The organism is Photorhabdus noenieputensis, assembly GCF_018448935.1.
In the GTDB taxonomy this organism is placed as follows: Bacteria; Pseudomonadota; Gammaproteobacteria; order Enterobacterales; family Enterobacteriaceae; genus Photorhabdus; species Photorhabdus noenieputensis.
Genome location: NZ_RCWC01000032.1, coordinates 31,315 through 50,166, shown reverse-complemented (window position 1 = coordinate 50,166; position 18,852 = coordinate 31,315). Strand labels below are relative to the sequence as shown.

The 18,852-nt window shown below is 41.0% G+C and carries 19 protein-coding genes; 10 read left to right on the top strand and 9 right to left on the bottom strand.

The features are described 5' to 3' along the window. Positions 1 to 37: 37 nt before the first annotated feature. Positions 38 to 610 (bottom strand): tyrosine-type DNA invertase, encoded by a 573-nt coding sequence (locus EAE91_RS18325; protein WP_214089736.1) that lies wholly within the window; start codon positions 608 to 610, stop codon positions 38 to 40. Positions 611 to 1,294: 684 nt separating this feature from the next. Between EAE91_RS18325 and EAE91_RS18320 the strand changes: the two genes are divergently transcribed. The 10 genes from EAE91_RS18320 (at position 1,295) to EAE91_RS18275 (ending at position 9,295) form a co-directional block, all read left to right on the top strand. Next, positions 1,295 to 1,834, top strand: a complete 540-nt coding sequence (locus EAE91_RS18320) for a fimbrial protein (RefSeq protein WP_214089735.1) — start codon at positions 1,295 to 1,297, stop codon at positions 1,832 to 1,834. Positions 1,835 to 1,917: 83 nt separating this feature from the next. Then, positions 1,918 to 2,466: a fimbrial protein gene (locus tag EAE91_RS18315; protein WP_214089734.1), complete on the top strand. Its 549-nt coding sequence runs from the start codon at positions 1,918 to 1,920 to the stop codon at positions 2,464 to 2,466. Between the two features lie 19 nt (positions 2,467 to 2,485). Next, positions 2,486 to 5,041: an outer membrane usher protein gene (locus EAE91_RS18310; protein ID WP_214089733.1), complete on the top strand. Its 2,556-nt coding sequence runs from the start codon at positions 2,486 to 2,488 to the stop codon at positions 5,039 to 5,041. 91 nt (positions 5,042 to 5,132) lie between these two features. Continuing rightward, positions 5,133 to 5,882, top strand: coding sequence for a fimbria/pilus periplasmic chaperone (locus EAE91_RS18305; RefSeq protein ID WP_214089732.1), 750 nt, complete (start codon positions 5,133 to 5,135; stop codon positions 5,880 to 5,882). 24 nt (positions 5,883 to 5,906) lie between these two features. Further along, positions 5,907 to 6,491, top strand: a complete 585-nt coding sequence (locus tag EAE91_RS18300) for a fimbrial protein (RefSeq protein ID WP_214089731.1) — start codon at positions 5,907 to 5,909, stop codon at positions 6,489 to 6,491. Beyond that, entirely contained in the window at positions 6,484 to 7,050 is a 567-nt protein-coding gene (locus EAE91_RS18295) for a fimbrial protein (protein ID WP_214089730.1), read from the top strand. Before EAE91_RS18300 ends, EAE91_RS18295 begins: the two co-directional genes overlap by 8 nt. A 14-nt stretch (positions 7,051 to 7,064) precedes the next feature. After that, complete coding sequence (locus EAE91_RS18290; protein ID WP_214089729.1) at positions 7,065 to 7,556, top strand: fimbrial protein; 492 nt, start codon at positions 7,065 to 7,067, stop codon at positions 7,554 to 7,556. A gap of 11 nt (positions 7,557 to 7,567) precedes the next feature. Next, positions 7,568 to 8,113, top strand: coding sequence for a fimbrial protein (locus EAE91_RS18285; RefSeq protein ID WP_214089728.1), 546 nt, complete (start codon positions 7,568 to 7,570; stop codon positions 8,111 to 8,113). 27 nt (positions 8,114 to 8,140) lie between these two features. Continuing rightward, positions 8,141 to 8,959, top strand: coding sequence for an MrpH family fimbial adhesin (locus EAE91_RS18280; RefSeq protein WP_214089727.1), 819 nt, complete (start codon positions 8,141 to 8,143; stop codon positions 8,957 to 8,959). Positions 8,960 to 8,989: 30 nt separating this feature from the next. Next, a complete protein-coding gene (locus EAE91_RS18275) occupies positions 8,990 to 9,295 on the top strand; it encodes a helix-turn-helix domain-containing protein (protein WP_214089726.1) in 306 nt (101 codons plus the stop codon). A 190-nt stretch (positions 9,296 to 9,485) separates the two neighbouring features. On the opposite strand, the gene EAE91_RS18270 is transcribed toward EAE91_RS18275, so the two are convergent. From EAE91_RS18270 to EAE91_RS18235, 8 genes are all read right to left on the bottom strand, one after another. Beyond that, complete coding sequence (locus tag EAE91_RS18270; RefSeq protein ID WP_214089725.1) at positions 9,486 to 9,632, bottom strand: hypothetical protein; 147 nt, start codon at positions 9,630 to 9,632, stop codon at positions 9,486 to 9,488. Positions 9,633 to 9,824: 192 nt separating this feature from the next. Continuing rightward, positions 9,825 to 10,253, bottom strand: a complete 429-nt coding sequence (locus EAE91_RS18265) for an NUDIX domain-containing protein (RefSeq protein WP_214054628.1) — start codon at positions 10,251 to 10,253, stop codon at positions 9,825 to 9,827. Positions 10,254 to 10,269: 16 nt separating this feature from the next. Continuing rightward, on the bottom strand, positions 10,270 to 11,529 hold the full coding sequence (locus tag EAE91_RS18260; protein ID WP_214089724.1) for an adenylosuccinate synthetase: 1,260 nt from the start codon (positions 11,527 to 11,529) through the stop codon (positions 10,270 to 10,272). 180 nt (positions 11,530 to 11,709) lie between these two features. Next, a complete protein-coding gene (locus EAE91_RS18255; protein ID WP_214089723.1) occupies positions 11,710 to 12,369 on the bottom strand; it encodes an HAD family hydrolase in 660 nt (219 codons plus the stop codon). 2 nt (positions 12,370 to 12,371) lie between these two features. Then, positions 12,372 to 13,574, bottom strand: coding sequence for a phosphoribosyltransferase (locus tag EAE91_RS18250; RefSeq protein WP_214089722.1), 1,203 nt, complete (start codon positions 13,572 to 13,574; stop codon positions 12,372 to 12,374). A gap of 2 nt (positions 13,575 to 13,576) precedes the next feature. Next, a complete protein-coding gene (locus EAE91_RS18245; RefSeq protein WP_214089721.1) occupies positions 13,577 to 14,353 on the bottom strand; it encodes a HisA/HisF-related TIM barrel protein in 777 nt (258 codons plus the stop codon). Between the two features lie 856 nt (positions 14,354 to 15,209). Further along, on the bottom strand, positions 15,210 to 16,550 hold the full coding sequence (locus tag EAE91_RS18240; protein WP_214089720.1) for an MATE family efflux transporter: 1,341 nt from the start codon (positions 16,548 to 16,550) through the stop codon (positions 15,210 to 15,212). Between the two features lie 1,357 nt (positions 16,551 to 17,907). After that, the gene (locus tag EAE91_RS18235; protein ID WP_244868924.1) at positions 17,908 to 18,339 is read right to left on the bottom strand and encodes a bleomycin resistance protein; all 432 of its coding nucleotides are present in this window, start codon (positions 18,337 to 18,339) and stop codon (positions 17,908 to 17,910) included. Between the last annotated feature and the right edge of the window lie 513 nt (positions 18,340 to 18,852).

The window sequence follows — 18,852 nt, the reverse complement described above, 5'->3', positions numbered from 1 at the left end:
TTCTCATGTTACATATCTTACATAAAAAATATTGAAATTAATCGAGTCCTTTCGTAGGAGCCTCCCATATCTTGAAGAATCGTTTCACATTGCTTGCGGTGTAAATAACGGTATGGGATATATTTCGATGACCGAGGTAATCTTGAATAAGGCGTGTATCTCTTCCTAAATCAGCGAGAGCGTAACCACAAGCATGTCTTAACATGTGTGGATGAGGTGAAATATTAACTAATGCTTGCTTGCCATAACGTTTTAATAAACCATAAACTTGCTGGCGTGAAATAGCCCCTGATTTTTGTGATAAAAAGACCCATTCCGTATCTGATTCTCGCCAACTTTTTCTAATATTAAGCCATTGATTTAGTGCTTTAATTTCTTCGGGTATTAGCGGGTGTGTTGTTGATAATCCCCCTTTTAATCGCCTGACGTGAATAATTTCCGAACTAAGATCAAGATCGGATAACGTTAGATTACATAGTTCGCTCACTCTAAAACCATGAATAAAGCACATCAATAACATGCAATAATCTCGCTCGGCGTGACGTCCCTGACGTGCTTTTTCTAAAATCGCATTAATTTCATATCTGGTTAAAAACTTACGTTTCTTCATGAAAATAATTCCTGTGCAATTGGGGCGGATAGTTATAGGTAGAAAAATAATATTAATCTACCGGAATATATCAATTAATAGAACTTCTATAAAATTATTAGCTGGTAACTCTATTGATTTTGACAAAAATCTATAAATATCGTTTTTAGATAGTTATAAATAGCCATTTTTTAATAGAAAATATCAACTTGTTAGCTTTGTAATTATATATTTGGAAATTATTTAACAATAAAAAGAAACTGAACAGAATGCACCAAACTGTAAATATGTTCCTATAAAACGACTGATTAAGTCAAATTTTGTGTAATGCCAAATTGCCAATGCTTAACTATTTATAATATATGATTTTTTTTGATTATTTTTTACTATTTTTTATACTCTGCCATTAATTTATTGTAAAAAATTAGTGGGTTCATCTGAATTCAATCAAATATTAATCGATTAATTAGATTATAAGTTCAAATTAATATATTTTTTCAAGTGTTAACTCCGAAATATTATGCACTCTTAGTGTTTTTGACTAAAAAAAACAGTTTGGTGCATTTTGTTTGGTTTAGAAAAATATTAATCCGATATTTTTAAATTATTTTGCGCTGAATATTGGGTGCATGGAGCTGGAATCCTGCACGGTTATTTTTTTATGGTATTGGGTATTTTATCCTTAAATTCAAGGAATTAATTCACATGAGATTGAATAAATTGGTTATGGCCCTGGGGTTAGGTGTAGCTTTGGCTGCGGGTTCTGTCAATGCAGCGAATCCTAGCCAAGGTCACGGAACGGTGACTTTTACCGGGTCTATTACTGATTCACCTTGTTCTATCACCCCGGAAACAGTTGATCAGGTAGTCCCACTAGGCTCTATTTCTAGCTTATCTTTGCAAAACGGTGGCCGTTCTTCTTCCACGCCATTCAAAATTTCTTTAGATAACTGTACGACTGAAACGATAAGTACAGTCACCACGACGTTTGTTGGCGCTAAATCTAGCATCACCGGCGGTGATGGTTTGCTAGGTATCGAAGGAATTGCTAAAGGTGCGGGTATTGCGATCACTGATGCGGGTGGTAACAAAATCAAACTAGGTACCCCTTCACCGGCTGTCGCTCTGCGTGATGGTAATAATGATCTGCGTTTTGCTGCCTATCTTCAGGGGGATACTTCACCTGATGCTGTTGTTCCGGGTAATTTCACCGGCATTGCCAACTTCCAGTTGACTTATCAATAAGTCTTTTCATGCACGGAAACGCTGACAGGGAGGCGGGCGTTTCCTAATCAAAAGTTTTGAATAAGTTTAGCTGGAGAGAAGTGATGAGTCGATATGCTGCCGTTGTTGTAGCGCCCTGCCTGTTAATGTTTTCTTGTGTTATTGAAGCTGAAACGGCTGCTTCACGAGGAACGCAAGGATATGGTCGCGTTAGCATGCAAGGCACCATAATTGATACGGCCTGTGCAATTGACGCAGGTAGCCGTGACCAGACGATTGAGTTAGCCACAATCCCGGTAAGCCGGATGATACATGATGGACAGGGACCCGTTCGCCCCTTTTCCATCCGTTTGATTAACTGTGTACTGACTTCCGCCACCTTGGGTAAACCCGATTGGCACCGCTTTCAGGTGACGTTTGACGGGGTGCCGGATGGGAACAATTTCCGGTTATCTGGTGTGGCTCAAGGAGTGGCATTACAAATTACAGATACATACGGCAATCAGGCGCATCCGGGAACTCCACTACCGGTGGGGGACTTACAGGCAGGGAAGATGACGCTTAATTACGCGATGCGATTGGTGGGTAATCACCAGTTATTGCAAGCGGGGCAGTATCGAACCACGGTTCGGTTCAGGCTGGATTATCATTAATCATCGATCTGGGAATGTTATGGCTTTATTTTTGGGTTTGACCACTGAATATAACAAGGTGGTCTCGGTTCGGTGTGTCCTGAAACCTCTTATTGTTTCGGTACTGCTTGCTTTCATGGGTACTCATGCTGTGTATGCGGAAGAGGAAATTGAATTTAATACGGATGTATTGGATGTTCAGGATCGTTCTCGGATTAATTTAAAAGAGTTTTCCCGCGCGGGTTATATCATGCCGGGGGATTATCAGATGGCGATAAAGCTGAATAAAAGCGAACTGTCGGAAATGCCGGTCACTTTTATGGGACCACCGGATGATACTCAGGGGAGTGTGGCATGTTTGCCGCCTGAATTGGTGAAACAGTTAGGGCTGCGGGCGGAATGGGAATCAAAGATTACTTGGTGGAACAATAACCAGTGTCTGGAGACTAAAACGCTGCCTGGCATGACGGTGCGCGGTGATCTGAGCAGTGACACATTATACCTGAGTGTGCCTCAAGCCTATCTCGAATATAGCTCACCAGACTGGGACCCACCGTCACGTTGGGATGAAGGGATTTTCGGGATGATGTTTGATTATAACGTCAATGCCCAAGTTTCTAAGCCGACGAAGGGAAATGAAAATCAGAATATCAGCGCTAATGGTACGACCGGGATAAATTTGGGCGCGTGGCGTCTGCGGGCAGACTGGCAATCACAATATAACCACATCTCGGGGCGAGGAGGGAGTACTGAGAAGAATTGGGATTGGAGCCGTTATTACTTATACCGGGCAATACCGCGTTGGCAGGCTAAGCTAACGTTGGGTGAGGATTACCTCAATTCAAATATCTTTGACAGCTTCCGTTTTACCGGGGTCAGTCTGGTAACGGATGACAATATGTTACCTCCGAACCTGCGAGGCTATGCGCCGGAGGTGACAGGGGTAGCGAAAACCAATGCCAGAGTGACGATTCGTCAGCAGGGACGGGTGTTGTATGAGGCCCAAGTTGCGCCAGGGCCATTCCGTATTCAGGACATTAATGACGCAGTGAGTGGCAAATTGGATGTACGGGTCGAGGAGCAAGATGGCGGTTTACAAGAATTTCAGATAGATACCGCGAATATTCCTTATTTAACCCGTCCGGGCCGAGTGCAGTACAAACTGGCGGCGGGCAAGCCAACTAACTGGAAGCATCATAGTGAAGGAGCGGGTTTTGGTATCGGCGAATTTTCTTGGGGAATAAACAACGGTTGGTCACTGTACGGCGGGATATTGGGAGCCGGGGATTATAATGCGTTGTCATTGGGGGTTGGGCGTGATCTGATGGCTTTCGGTGCGCTTTCCTTTGATGTCACTGAATCCCGCGCCCATTTACCTGCTGAGGATCAAACGTTGACTGGCGGCTCTTATCGTCTCAGTTATTCCAAGCGTTTTGAGGAGTATGACAGCCAGGTGACTTTTGCCGGTTATCGTTTCTCGGAACGTGATTTTATGAGCCTGAGCCAGTATCTGGATCGTCGTTATCACGATGGTGACGCGGAGAGCAATAAAGAGCTGTACACCATTATGTTGAACAAGCAGTTCACACATATTGGTACCAGTATCTACTTGAATTACAGCCACCAAACTTATTGGAATCGTTCGAATAACGATCGCTATAACGTATCAATATCACGCTATTTTGATATTGGCAGTTATAAGAACATTAACCTGAATCTGTCTGCTTACCGTAATAAATATGAAGGTAAAAATGACGACGGAATGTATATGACATTATCCCTGCCGTGGGGTAATTCAGGAACTGTCAGTTATAACGCAATGGCCAATCGGGAAGGTAACTCCCACACGGTAGGTTATTACGACCGGATTAATGAAAACAGTAACTATCGTTTAGCGGTTGGCACCAGTATTGATGGTAAGGCCGCGGCTAACGGTTATTTAACCCATTACGGTGATCGTGCTCAATTGACGACCAGTGCGAGTTATCAGGATGGGCGTTATACCACGGGAGCGCTTTCTATTCAGGGGGGGATGACTGTGACGCCGAAAGGCGCGGCACTGCATCGCATTAATATGCCGGGTACCACCCGTTTGATGGTAGATACCGATGGTGTCGGCGGCGTACCCGTGAAAGGTTTTGGCGCGATTACCCATACCAATATGTTCGGTAAAGCGGTGATCTCTGATGTGAACAACTATTACCGTAACAGTGCGAGTATTGATTTGAACAAACTGCCGGACAACGTGGAGGCAGTACGGTCGGTACAACAAGCAACACTGACGGAAGGGGCGATTGGTTATCGTAAATTCCAGGTGATATCCGGTGAAAAAGCGATGGCGCTGATCCGCTTGCCGGACGGTAGCGCACCGCCGTTTGGGGCAACGGTACTGAATAAGGATCAACGGGAGATCGGTATCGTCAGTGATGGTGGGAACACCTACCTGAGCGGGATAAATCCCGGAGAGAAACTGGATGTGCGTTGGGATGGGGAATTGCAATGTGTGATTGAGCTGCCGCATCAATTACCAAAAGTCGAAGAGATGGCTTCGTTATTACTGCTTTGCCAACCGGCCGACGGTAATAAACGGCCATAACTTTGATTGACTGGCAGCGTGAAAACTTTATTGCGGTCACCGAAGTGTATCGCGGTGACCTGCAATGATTATTCTAAGAATGAGTATGAGCATGAAATTGAAGAACACAATCAATGTAGTCACGATCGCTATCTTAAGTCTGTCAGTGATCAGTGAATCAATGGCGGCCATTGCGCTGGATCGTACCCGCATCGTATTTAACGGTGAGGACAAATCCACCAGTATGGATATCAGCAACCAGAACAAAGAGTTGCCGTATCTGGCGCAGGGATGGATAGAAGATGAACAGGGTAACAAAATCAATGGTCCGTTAGTGGTGACACCACCGGTACAGCGGGTGGAGCCGGGCGCTAAGAGTCAGGTGAAAATACAGTCACTACCAACAACCGCACAGTTACCACAAGATCGGGAAAGCTTGTTCTATTTTAATTTGCGTGAAATTCCGCCGCGCAGTAAGAAGCCGAATACCTTGCAGATTGCGCTACAAACTCGAATCAAGCTGTTCTATCGTCCGAAAGCCATTTTTGCCAGCCGCACCGATTTGGATAATCCGTGGCAAGAAAAGATGACCTTGACGCGTCAGGGAGACCAATATCAAGTGAACAATCCGACACCGTATTACATCACTGTGGTAGATGCGTCGAGCCAGCTTAAGGGAGAGACGGTGGCGGGCTTTAAACCATTTATGGTAGCGCCTAAAAGCAGTGCGGTGCTGAGTGGTAGTGCCGTGGCATTAGGGAGTGCGCCGGTACTGACGTATGTCAATGATTATGGTGGCCGACCGCAATTGACTTTTAGTTGTGCCGGGAACCATTGTCAGGTGACTAAACGTTCGTCGTGATGGGTAAAGTCGGGAGGGGCGACGATGAACATCAAGCGGGTAAGTTGCGTATTGGCACTGGCGATCTGGCTGATACCAGTGATGGAAAATCAGGCGGGGGCAACAGATATAGACGAGTTGCGTGGTGAACTGCATGTGTTTGGTGGGCTGACTGAGGCGGCTTGTAGACTGGACATGACCTCTGCATGGCAGGAGGTGAATCTGGGGAGCACGCCAAACAGTGACTTACGCCAGCCAGGTGATAAAGGGACACCGATACCGTTCACATTGAAGTTTCGTGACTGTCTAAGAACCAAAGGGGCTGTCGATGACAGGCGGACCGGCAATCTGACGTGGGATCAGTTACAGCCGGTGGTGACGGTTAGTTTTGTGGCACCGGCGGATCGCGATTATCCACATCTGGTGCGGGTGACCGGTATCACCGGGTTGGGGTTACAGATAACAGATAGCGCGGACAATGATATCCGGTTGGGAGAGCGGGGACGTCCACGTTTTGTGGCAGCGGTGCAGGACAGCTTGGAATATTACGTAACGCCGGTGCGGACGCCGAGAGCGCTAGGGATTGGGCAATATCGCGCGGTAGTGGATTTCAGGGTGAATTATGACTAATTCTCTGTGTTCTCTGCGAATAAAAAAACAGTATCACAGGCAGAAAAAATGGAGCGTATTACTGTTTGGCTGTTTGTTAAGTGTAAATGCTCAGGCTGATTTACTGACAAATTTAGCCGCAAGACCTGTCAGCAATTTTGCGGGTAAAACACCGGTCAATATTTACGGCGTGGTTATCGCTCCTCCACCTTGCGTAATTAATAATGGCGATACTATTGATGTGGACTTTGGCGACGTGATGATTACTCGGATTGATGGGGTTCATTATATGCAACCTGTCAAATACAGCGTGAAGTGTGAAAAAATGCCGGCTAATGCGATGAAAATGATGATATCGGGTAACACTGCCAGTTTTGATCGAACGGTGTTGCAAACCAATCACTCTGGGTTAGGTATCGCCGTTATTCATAACGGACGAAAATTGCCCGTCAATGACTGGATGAAATTTAGCTATCCTAATTTTCCTGAGTTACATGCGGTGCCGGTAAAAGATATGGCTGCGGTATTGCAAGGCGGCGACTTTGGCGCGGGTGCGACCATGATGGTTGAATACCAGTGAACGGGAGACATGCAATGAACCCTCTGATCTATCGTGTTTTCTGGGGTGCGTGCTGGGGGTTAATCAGTGTGATGCCGGGACAGGCGGCAGATAATATGTGGTTTCACGGCACACTGCTTGAAGCGCCCCCTTGCGTGATTAACGACGGCAATATGATTGATGTCTATTTTGGTCACAATGTTGGCATTTATCAGGTGGACGGGGTGAATTATACCAAGCCCGTGAATTACCAGTTGGTATGTGCGCCTAATATCTCAGGTTGGAGTTTAGGATTGACCGTGATTGGCCCGCCAACTTCATTTGATGCCGCCGCGTTGCAAACCAATATTACGGATTTAGGCATTCGTCTGACGTTGGATGGTAAAGCATTCACCCTTAATGAGCGTATTCCGGTGACATCACAGAAACAGCCGGTAATACAAGCGGTGCCGGTGAAAAAACCAGGAAGTACGTTGCCGGAAGGGGCATTTGAAGTGACGGCGACATTACTGGCGGAATACCAGTGAAAGGAAACTAAATGAAATACTTAAAATTATTCGTGTTGCGTGTTGGTTTTATGGTGATTGCGGCCACGGTTTATGGTCATCAAGGGGTACAGGCTGCGGATAATATGCATTTTCACGGTGCATTAGTTAAAGAACCTTGCACGATTAAATCGGGTGATGAAGATATCCAGCTTGATTTTGCAACAATTTCTGAGAAATATTTGTATTTGCATGGCAGGACCCATAGTGAGCTTTTTCTACTCAGGTTATCTGGTTGCGATATGAGTGTGGGGAAATCGATTAAACTGACATTCAGTGGCATGGAAAATACGCAATTGCCGGGCTTATTAGCATTAAGTGCAGGGAGCCAAGCCTCTGGGATTGCCATCGGTATAGAAACGGCAGAAGGCAAACGGTTGTCGTTGAATAAAGAGGGGGAAGAGTATCCGTTAAAAGAGAGGGAAAACTTGATTGTACTGCAAGCATATGTGCAGGCAGAACCCACTGCGCTAGCTAACCAGACGATTAAGCGAGGTGTATTTCATGCGATTGCAACAATTAATCTGAATTATGACTAATTTGCACGGTTTTATTAGGTAACTTAAATGAAAAAGTTATTCTCTATTTGCCTGGTACTTTTATTATCGCTGTTTTCATCAAATGCGGTTGCATCGATATTTTCATATATCACTAAATCCGAGGGTATTCCGACAAATGCCTATTATACTTTTGTCATTGAACGTTGGGACCAAGAAAACGATTTTACGCCAAATCCTTGTTATGGTTATTCTGCGTGTTGGATATCGGTTAACCATCGCCATTTTGCTGATGGTTATTCAGGGCAGCCTTATAGGATATTTAATACTCGCGTGGAAAGATTCAAGACAATGAAACAAGTGCAGGCGGAGATATTGAAATATACCAGTTTTCCGATCACCGGAGTGGCAAAACATTTTGGTCCTGCGATTCGATCGCATCAGGAGTGTGTCGGGTTATTTTATGAGACTGATCAAAATGGCTTTCATGGAAGATTGTTGCCTGGATCTTTATGCGGCGTTGCACCACCGCCGATAGGATTTTGTCAAGTCAGTGAAGGCTCCGTTGAACTTAATTACGGTAGTATTGATGAGGCAAAACTGGAAGGCGCAACCAGAGCGGAAAATATCAATGTGACCTGTAATGTAGACATCGAGATTATCGTGACAGCGACGGGACCTGACAGGGGATTAGTACCTTTAAGAAGTGATGGTAGCTTGAAAGCTAAATTGCTCTTAAATGAGAAAAATGGTGAAGACGGTGTTGCTGTGTTTGTCCCGGCGGGAGGAAATGTACCCGTTACAGTGAAATCAATTTTACAGAAAAATGGCAGGGTAGAGGCAGGACCTTTTTCAGGATCAGGGGCAATAATTTTGGCGATGCCATAATAAAGGTGTTTTTTTAATTTAAAGGCTGGGATGAAAATGAAACAAGATCATCTATTAGTAGGGAAGCGTATTCAAAAAAGAAGGAAAGAGTTGGGTATGACCGCCGCCAAATTGGCGGAAAGAATAGGTATTAGTCAGCAACAACTCTCACGTTATGAGAGGGGGATAAACCGAATTAATTTATCCCATCTGGTGCAGATCGCTTCAATATTGGAGACGCCGATAAACTGGTTTTTCCTTGATTGTAGTTATCCTGTAGCCAATAACAGCATCAATAAATTAACAGACCAATATATCCCTATTGCGGAGGCTACATTGGGTAAATTTGGATGTTAACTGATCTCGACGCCAGTCGGGGGATCGATAAACCCGTTGATGACTGAGTTTCGTGACCGACGGAACGGTCACTTTTATGATTTATTCGTTAGCTATGTTATTACCGAAATGTTATTACCACAAATTAAAGAGTCCATTCTTATTCATCTCCCCTTTTGAAGAAGTGATTAAAATTCATATATTAATTTAATCATGTAATAGCCCGGTCATCCATTGAAGCAGGAATCCTTTTCAAAGCCCAATATGCTCCGACAATGCTGAAAAATTTATAAGAATGACTGATCGTAACTGGCATAGATAAATCTGCACTGGAGAGCTTTGTTTCCTTAGGATTCATGATCTTTTCCAATCTGTGAGTTCATTACGGAACAATAGCACAGGGGTTATTTTTACTCGATATATACCCTATGGATTTCAAGATGGATTGCGGCGGCAAGGGAGCGAATCCCCGGGAGCATAGAGAACTATGTGACCGGGGTGAGTGCAGCCAACAAAGAGGCAACTTGAAAGATGACGGGTATATACCGTACTAACCCCGCATTTCTGTTATCTCTATCTCTTTATCGAAACGTAAATGCTCATCGGCCGCCATCGGAATCAACCAACGTAAATTATAGATCACATTATCGGGTAATGAATTTGTTTCATAGATATTAACGATCTCTTTTTCAATAGAATTGACAGAATAGACCCGATCATCATACATGTAGAGAAAATTTACCTGATAAACGTCAGGGCGAGTTAAGACGGTAAATAATCGCCACTCTTCAGGCCGTGTTTCAATGCCGGCTTCTTCGGCAAATTCTCTTGCCATTGCTTGTTGAGGGCTTTCACCAGCCTCTATTTTTCCACCAACCCCGTTAAGCTTCCCTTTTTGCCAACTGGGTTGTAATTTTGAAATCAGGGAAACATGTTTTTTATCTTTAGAAAACATAAACCCTGTTACATAGTGAATCATTATTTTCTCCACGCTTTTATTTCATGACTAATGTCTGATTTCTGTCTGGCCCATAGGAAATATATTTGATTGGGATACCAGCATAGTCTTGAATAAAAGTTAAGAAGTCAATCAGCTCAGTAGGTAGTTCTGTTAAATGTGTATATGATGAGTTAAGTGCGCCCCAGGGTTTAAATGTTTTATAGATAGGTTTGGCTCTATCGAGCTGTAATAATGCTTCATCGCAACAGATGGGCTTATCATCGATTTCATAGGCAATAGCGGCTTTTATTTCATGTAAATCAGCAAGAACATCAACATTCGTTATGGCGAGTTCGGTTACGCCATTGAGTTTCACCGCGTGTTTAATCAGAGATAAGTCCAGCCAGCCACAACGCCTTGGCCTTTTTGAAACGGTGCCATACTCGTTTCCGCGTTCTCGAATGTAATCAGCCTGTTCTGTCAATAATTCTGTGGGGAATGGTCCGTTACCGACACGGATCATATAAGATTTCATTACACCGACAATATGCATTTTTTGTGCCGGTATACCTATCATGGCAAAGCAGGTTTGCACTAATGTCTGATACGCCACGGTATAAGGATAAGTACCGAAACTATTATCTAAGAAAGTGGCTTGTGATGTTTCAAGTAAAACATCCTTTCCCGAATTAAGTAAATCACCGATAATTTCATTAGTGAACGTGAAATAGGGTGCTATCCTCTTGCCATATTGATGTGTTGTTTCTAACATCTCTTCAAAATTTAATGTGGTTTGTGCATTAAAAACATGATTGATTTGTTTTTCTCTGATATTCCAAAGAAATGCTAATTTACTCCTTAATTTTTCTTTATCAAGTGTATCAATAAGCCGAATACCATGACGGTTGGTTTTGTCTTCAACACAAGCCCCGACACCGACACCAACTGAGCCTATCTTCTGTTTACCTTTATATTTTTCTGACGCTCGATTTAACTCGGAGTGTAATGGTAAGACAATATGGCATCGCGGGTCGATAAATATATTAGAATCAATGTGTTCTTTTTGTATAAAGTCGATCTCTTTAACCAGAATGGGAAGACTGATTAAAGCACCTTGGCAGATATATAAGTTCTTTTTGTTGAGTGATGCGGGTAATTGAGAAAAAGAGCCTCTTAGATTACCATGTTGCACACAATGACCTGCATTAGCGCCGCCATTGAACCGAGCAATATTATTGATATTACTAGATAAATAGTCAACAAATTTTCCTTTGCCTTCATCTCCAAATTGGAGTCCAACTACAGCCGTTAACATGAATCTATTCCTTAATTATTTATTGATTTACCCTAAATAATAGTTAAATCATCCAGTTTGGATAATCTTTTTTAAGATGAATAATCTGCTCTTTTAAAACTAATATGCTAACTATCTATTCGTACACCGTTATAAATTATCCCTTTTCTTATCCGATTATTTTGAACAACCTATTTATAGTTATTTATGGACCAAAGAGTCAGCTATTAATAACGCTTCACTTAATGTATCAACCACGGGAACACCGGCAGTTTCAAGACTGACACGACTGTGGGTTCCTCCGGTATAAAGAATGGCATGAGTTCCTGCTGCTAATGCGGCAATTGCGTCATCGGTGGCGTCGCCAATAACCACACTTTGTTCAGGAGAAACATTGAGTTTTTTGAGATGGTTAGCCAATTGCTCTGATTTGCCGGTGATCAATAATGGCGTATTTCTGCCATCTATTTGGGTAAAGAATTTGCCAATACCATGATTATCAAGCATAGGGACCAATTCATGATGCTCCATCAATGAGCATATTGACTGAGTTGCACCTGTTTCATAGCGGGAAGCGAGGAGCTGGTTTACACCTTCTGTTAAACTGGCTTTCTGAATACCTGGGAGATAGTGAAAATTAAATATTTTTCCGATTACTGACCATTCAGAAGATGAAGGTTCTCGGCCAATCACTTGTTTATAGAAAGTTTGTACTGGAACACAATAATGTTCCCGATATTGATCCAGCGTCAGTGGTTCAATACCAATTTCTGCTAGTGCGAAATTGGTTGCGCTCAATGAAACATTGACATCATTAAGTAATGTGCCATTCCAATCCCAAATAATATGTGCTGTTGTCATAATCAATTAACTCCTTTTCCAAACGAGTTTTTGCGAGCTGAACATTCAGGACATTGGTGTGCCAAGGCTTTAAATGCATCGATTGGCTGTTCATAATTCAGCGGTGTTTGTGCTTTTAGATTTAATAAAAAACGCAATAATTTGACTGCCCATGTTGAGTCTGTCAGGGTGTCATGAAGGACGGACAATAAACTGTATGAATAGGCAACCCAATCCGCCGTAGTTGTATAAGTATATTTATCATCAGCGAAAGGCTGATGAATTAAACGATTCAGGACTCGATGATGTCTGAAACACCAAGGCGTCAATACATCTAAAGTTTCAGGGCTGAATACACGATCAGCATGTCCATAAACGCGGGTGCGTAATAATTTTTCCCAATGCAGTTCGACGGCTCGGGCCTTCGGACGTTGCCCGGTTTGGGCCATGACCAGATCGATTGCCTGACGTAAGGTGTCACCTGTTCCACAATTATCATCAATAATTGTCACGGTTCGCTCAGGTGGAATATTGCGCCCCCAGAGATGGTTGCCTTTGTGAGAGGTATCATCGTAACGGGAAACTTTCACTAAATTTAGCTCACTATTCCATGCTGCGGCTGTGACTGCCGCCGCCGCTGATCCTCCTAACATGATGCCAATAACAGATGAGTTGGGGCATTTGTCAATTTGGGCTGCGGCCAAAGTTAACAGATGATTATCTCCTTCAATAAACGGTCTGGGCACTTGGTGTTCCGTAGATGAAGGTAATTTCAGGTCATGGATCGGCGAGGGTGAAAAAGTGAATGCTGTGCCCATTAGCGTTGAGCTGACGACTTTTGCACACTCTTTGATCCCATCAATAAATGACACAATATCTTCGTTAACCGTCTGCGGAGAACTTAATAAGCTATCAACAATTCTGAGCAGTTTTGCCAGGCTATGATCGGCCAATATATATTTTGATGGGGCAGTACACAGCTTGTCGCTACACTCAAGTTGAGCGATATATTCTGTGTAATATTTCGCCGTCATCAGTAGTTCGTGACAAGGTTTTTGTTCGTAATAGGCAGCACCGCGGGAACCCACAAATTCTGGCTTCTCCGTGAGTAAACTAGGTAGTGCCATTACTTCTTTCGTTAAATATCTTGTGTTGGGCACGCTACGTAATTCGCCCAGTAAACCAATAGAGCGAAGATCCAAAGCAGGAGATAAAAATTCAGGCATATTCAACGTCTCGATGATTGTGTTGCAGCAAGGGCATCTTCGAGAGGAACCTTACCAATATGTAGAGCTTGACCAAGAATTGCACCTTCGACACCGATAGTGGACAGATCGGCTAAAGCGCGAAGATCATCCAGGCTCGATACTCCCCCGCCGGCAATAACGGGTGATGATGTTTTCGCACAGACTTCCTGTAATAGCGTGAAGTTTGGCGAACTCATCATGCCTCCCCGCTCAATATCGGTGACGACGTAGCGTTGACAACCCTGTTTGTCTAGACGCTCAAGAACATCCCAGAGATTGCCTTTGCTGACATTCCATCCATGCGTAGCCAGTTGATAACCTTCTGGTGTGCTTTTTACATCCAGAGCAATGGCGATCTTATCGCCATATTCTGCAATCGCTCGGGCGCACCAATCTGGATTTTCTAATGCCGCGGTCCCCAAATTAACTCGTTGGCATCCGGTTGCTAATACTTTGCGCAAGATGGTTTCATCTCTGATTCCGCCACAGACCTGTACATTAATATTGACCGCAGCAAGGACATCAGCAATCAGATGGCTGTTTGAGCCTCGCCCTGATGCAGCATCAAGATCAACAACATGTATCCATTTTGCCCCGGCATTTTGCCAGGCGAGAGCCACTTCCGCCGGAGTGCCTAAAGGTCGCCGTAATGTGGGGCTTTCACCACGGGTTAATCGAATTGCGGAATTTGATGTCATTGCTATTCCGTCAACAATATCTATAGAGGGAAATATCTCGAATGTTTCCTTACTTATCATTGAATGCATCCTAATTAATTATTTAAAAATTAATAACGATTGTGATTAATGCAATTACAGCTTGTAATGTAACGAATAAATATGTCTTTTGCTTCTTTTAAAAAGAAATCGGATTAAAGAGTAAAGGGTTGGTTTAATAAACTCAATAACCTTTCATCGATTTATAATAGTGGAAAGAAAAAATTTCTCAATAAGGTTATTAGCTAAATATGACAATTTAGATAACTTTGTTAAGCCAATTGGTTTTATATTTACTTAGGAAGAGTTATTTTTAAGTTAGATAAACAACGATTCAGTTTAAATATATAAAGAATTAATTCTGCTAATGTTGATAGGAAAGATTTGGGCACTGTTTATCTAATATTTTAATTGCAAAAGTAATATAGATCTATTTTTTTAGGAAATGGATGTAATATATATAAATTTATCTTAAATAAAAGTGTTTAATAATTGTGTTTATTGGCTTGGTTAATTTTAATTATGAGTAAAATATCATCGCCTAGAATTTAAAATAGTAACGATAATAAATATGCAATTACATTCTATTTATTCAGTGGGAATTATTTGTTTATATTATGTATGAAAATATTCCATAGATAATTGCTATAAAAATAATTTTTTTTAATCACTAAAAATGACAATTCATATCACAATATTATTGTGATGATATAATTCCATTGGTTATTTTGTATAAATGTATATTTGGAATGATATTAATCGCTATGTTTAACAATGCTTTTTGCTCATCAAGAATATCGGAGGCAATGGAAATGAATATTGTGCGTTTTAATAAGAGGTACCCATTGGGTACCTCTTATGGTGTGTGGGGAAACTGGAAGGAACTTTAACTATTCTCTTAAATATCGAGCCGTTTAGTTTGCCATTTTTTAGATTTCCAACGCCAGATGTTAGTGAGCCCGCGCAACCATTCATCACAGAAGAAACCGATCCAAATGCCTAAAATGCCCATTTCCATTTTGATCCCCAAAAAGTATCCCACTGGAATAGCAATACACCACATAAAGAACATGGCCGCATAGAGTGGGAAACGCGCATCACCGGAAGCGCGCAGTGCGTTCACCATAACGATATTCGCGGTACGGATTGGCTCCATAAAAACGGACAGTAAGAATAGTGGTAACAACAGTTTGATAATGGCTTCATCTTGCGTCAGAAAATGCAGAATTGGCACTCTGAAAAACCAGAAAGCGGTGACCACTACAATAGTGACGATACAACCAATTTTCAGACTATTAAGGCCACGAATATAAGCATCTTCAAACCGCTTAGCGCCGACCAGATGGCCGACCATAATTTCGTTACCGATGCTGATAGAAATGCCAAACAACATCACGAACAACGATAGCTGGAAATAGAGTGTTTGTGCTGCCAATGGAATTTCACCCATTAGCCCAATGAATGCTATAGCTGCCATATATTGCAGTATCCACACTACGTTTTCACCCGCAGCGGGTAAACCGATATATAAGATTTTGCCCAACATACCTTGTGACCAGCGCAGGAAACCTGCCAGCGTAAATTTGATCCGCAGGCCATAACTGAGCAGGCAAAATAATAGGATCACGGCGACAATCCGGCCAAAGACCGTAGACCAGGCGACACCTTCCAGACCATATTTAGGTAAGCCGAAGAAACCATATAGGACGATCATATTACCTATCACTGTCAGCAAGTTAGCAATCAAAGTGACATACATCGCCGCTTTCGATTTCCCATAAACTCGCAGACAAGCAGCCAGAATAATCGAAATGGCTTCGGGGATCAGACAGATACCGAGAATGTGCAGATAGTTGAAACCATCTTCCATCAGATGTTCCGGCATATTCATGATATGCAAGATTTTATAGCCGAAGAAGACAGTAATCAGTGCACAGCTAAACCCAAGCAAAAAGTTGAATGCAATAGAAATATGGATCGCCTGGCTAGCTTTATCCCGTTTGCCTGCGCCAATATATTGAGCAATGACGACAGTGCATCCAACACTGATAAAATTGAATATAGTGATAAACAGATCAAATACCTGATTACCTACAGCCATAGCAGCCAGATAAGAAGTAGAAACGTGGCTCACCATATAAGTGTTAATTAATAAAGTGGCCAGATGAAGGAGAATATCAATAAAAATCGGCCAGCTTAATGAAAAGAGCGAACGCTCAGTAACATCAGTTTGATGCATTTGAAAAACCTGCTTATTGAAAAAGGTAAATGAATTATTTCTTGAGATGCCGCGTACTCAAAAAATATCTGCGCATTGTACATGGTTTATTTATCCGTTAACAGAGATGAGATAAAGAAAGATAAAAAAATGAATTCTATGATTGGGTTTGTTCTGTTTTAGAAACTCTTTGTGGTGCAAATTAAATAATGACCAACGAGCGTCATAAGGAGAATGATTGGCAACAAATATCAGCGTCGCCATTTGTCTAATATGTTAGAAAAACTGATGAATTTTTGCCGGGCATGTTATACATGGTGAATGTGGAATTTGAGAACCAAGTGATTTTGTCATGGTCGAAGGAGGTTGCCAAATTTAGTACCTATTTTCCCGCTACGGATGCGTATACTGTGGCTACAGTATTATTAATATATTTAGTTAATACATTTAGTTATAGTACGTTTGTTGTGAGGAAATGTAGATCAAAAAGTAAATAAATTTAATTGTAAATAATTAAGATATTTAAATGATTACCTGAATTGATAAAAAATTTAAACGCCAAATTTGAAAAAAATTTCATATAGTTTCTTTGATTAATTATTTTTATTTATAAGATATCAACTTTTTCAGTTATAATTATCTTATTATGCGGATTAAACCATTAGATAACTTTATTCAAATGTTGATTATAGTTTAATATTGATAAATAATTTTATTGAGTTATGAGATTTTTAGAATCTGGTTATTCAAATTTTTATGACAACTTAAACGATTTATCAACGAAGTGATAAAAAAAACTTTGCGGTTAAATTTTGCTCTATAATTAATTTAAAGGAGTCGAATATAAGGAAATGAAAATATACCATTCAGAGAGGTGATATGATGACAAATAGACCACAACACCAGTTACTTTGGGCCATTTTAACGTTGACTTTCTTTTCTGCTTTTTCTACATCTACCCATGCTTGTATATTGTCTCCGTACTTTCCTATATGTGCGGCAGAATGCGTTATTTTTTCATCTAATACTACAACATGTATTATCGGTTCTCAAACTCCTAATCATTTAAATTCTGATTATTCAACGTCTATTGTATCTGAAAAAAAATAGTTAATCGAAAATGGAATTCTATTAATATTAAGTTAGCACAGTTATAGTATTATGCGAAATTTTACCTTTCTTTATCTCTATTTTTCGCCCTTTAATTAGGGCGAATTTTTTTGAAATTAACTTTAGTTACTAATATTCTATTTTAATATCAATTGAATGAGACTATTTAAATTAATAACATAATATTGCTATGAGTGTTACTGAAATAGTTTCAGATTAGATATTGAAGAAATGTGAGCAAATTGTCTGATATAGCAAAATATTATGTTCAATATGACATTATGTTCTCTATAAATTGGCTGAAACGTAGCAGATAACCGTCAGGATCTTGTACAAGAAATTCTCGTTGGCATGCAATCACTTCATCAATACGGTAGTGATTATCTTTAACCTCTTGGTATAGTTTGATGTTATTAACTTTTAAGCTGTGCAGTAAAGGTGCTAAATCATCAACTTCAATCTGAAAATTCACGCCTCTTCCAAGAGGATAATTTAATGGGGCTGTGTTCCAGCCATCATCATGTAATGCTTCAAGCATGAGTTGCGCTTCACCAAGTGTTAAGTATGCAAAATCTGGATTACTTCGTCGAATAAGCAATTGGAAGCCGAGAATGTTTTGATAAAAATCCAGAGATAGAGAAAAATCAGTAACAGTAAGTTCTGGAACCATACGATTCCAATAGGGCTTATGTTGTTCCATTTGTTATCCTATATTCTAAGATATTTATTTTATTATATGAGAATGGATTAATTTTATCCAGAATAAAAATATTATAGCCTAATAAATTAAATAGTAATATACCCGTCATCTTTCAAGTTGCCTCTTTGTTGGCTGCGCTCACTTACCCCGGTCACATAGTTCTCTATGCTCCCGGGGATTCGCTCCCTTGCCGTCGCGATCCATCTTGAAATCCATAGGGTATAGATCTAATAAAGCTATTTTTTATTTCTGGAAAAACTGAGTAAATAACTCTATTAATTTTTACGTTATTTAACTTGTTTTTTTAAGCTCTTATGGGGTGGTTTGCTGTGTTAGTGATTTTTTTAATTGATGGTGTTTAATTGTATTGTTATTTTTATTAAACTCAATTTATTATCTGTTTTTCTTGTTGATTTATACGATTCATTAAATTGAACTCATATGTAAAATGATATTTATAATATTTTTGTTTTTGTGGAATTGGTCACGGATAATTTAAATATTATCTATATC

Excerpts from the sequence above, each read along its gene's own strand:
- EAE91_RS18325 (WP_214089736.1), bottom strand. The coding sequence starts at position 610 with ATGAAGAAACGTAAGTTTTTAACCAGATATGAAATTAATGCGATTTTA.
- EAE91_RS18310 (WP_214089733.1), top strand. The coding sequence starts at position 2,486 with ATGGCTTTATTTTTGGGTTTGACCACTGAATATAACAAGGTGGTCTCG.
- EAE91_RS18250 (WP_214089722.1), bottom strand. The coding sequence starts at position 13,574 with ATGCCTGAATTTTTATCTCCTGCTTTGGATCTTCGCTCTATTGGTTTA.
- EAE91_RS18295 (WP_214089730.1), top strand. The coding sequence starts at position 6,484 with ATGACTAATTCTCTGTGTTCTCTGCGAATAAAAAAACAGTATCACAGG.
- EAE91_RS18240 (WP_214089720.1), bottom strand. The coding sequence starts at position 16,550 with ATGCATCAAACTGATGTTACTGAGCGTTCGCTCTTTTCATTAAGCTGG.
- EAE91_RS18275 (WP_214089726.1), top strand. The coding sequence starts at position 8,990 with ATGAAAATGAAACAAGATCATCTATTAGTAGGGAAGCGTATTCAAAAA.
- EAE91_RS18245 (WP_214089721.1), bottom strand. The coding sequence starts at position 14,353 with ATGATAAGTAAGGAAACATTCGAGATATTTCCCTCTATAGATATTGTT.
- EAE91_RS18300 (WP_214089731.1), top strand. The coding sequence starts at position 5,907 with ATGAACATCAAGCGGGTAAGTTGCGTATTGGCACTGGCGATCTGGCTG.
- EAE91_RS18265 (WP_214054628.1), bottom strand. The coding sequence starts at position 10,253 with ATGATTCACTATGTAACAGGGTTTATGTTTTCTAAAGATAAAAAACAT.
- EAE91_RS18290 (WP_214089729.1), top strand. The coding sequence starts at position 7,065 with ATGAACCCTCTGATCTATCGTGTTTTCTGGGGTGCGTGCTGGGGGTTA.
- EAE91_RS18315 (WP_214089734.1), top strand. The coding sequence starts at position 1,918 with ATGAGTCGATATGCTGCCGTTGTTGTAGCGCCCTGCCTGTTAATGTTT.
- EAE91_RS18285 (WP_214089728.1), top strand. The coding sequence starts at position 7,568 with ATGAAATACTTAAAATTATTCGTGTTGCGTGTTGGTTTTATGGTGATT.
- EAE91_RS18235 (WP_244868924.1), bottom strand. The coding sequence starts at position 18,339 with ATGGAACAACATAAGCCCTATTGGAATCGTATGGTTCCAGAACTTACT.
- EAE91_RS18260 (WP_214089724.1), bottom strand. The coding sequence starts at position 11,529 with ATGTTAACGGCTGTAGTTGGACTCCAATTTGGAGATGAAGGCAAAGGA.
- EAE91_RS18270 (WP_214089725.1), bottom strand. The coding sequence starts at position 9,632 with ATGAATCCTAAGGAAACAAAGCTCTCCAGTGCAGATTTATCTATGCCA.
- EAE91_RS18305 (WP_214089732.1), top strand. The coding sequence starts at position 5,133 with ATGAAATTGAAGAACACAATCAATGTAGTCACGATCGCTATCTTAAGT.
- EAE91_RS18320 (WP_214089735.1), top strand. The coding sequence starts at position 1,295 with ATGAGATTGAATAAATTGGTTATGGCCCTGGGGTTAGGTGTAGCTTTG.
- EAE91_RS18255 (WP_214089723.1), bottom strand. The coding sequence starts at position 12,369 with ATGACAACAGCACATATTATTTGGGATTGGAATGGCACATTACTTAAT.
- EAE91_RS18280 (WP_214089727.1), top strand. The coding sequence starts at position 8,141 with ATGAAAAAGTTATTCTCTATTTGCCTGGTACTTTTATTATCGCTGTTT.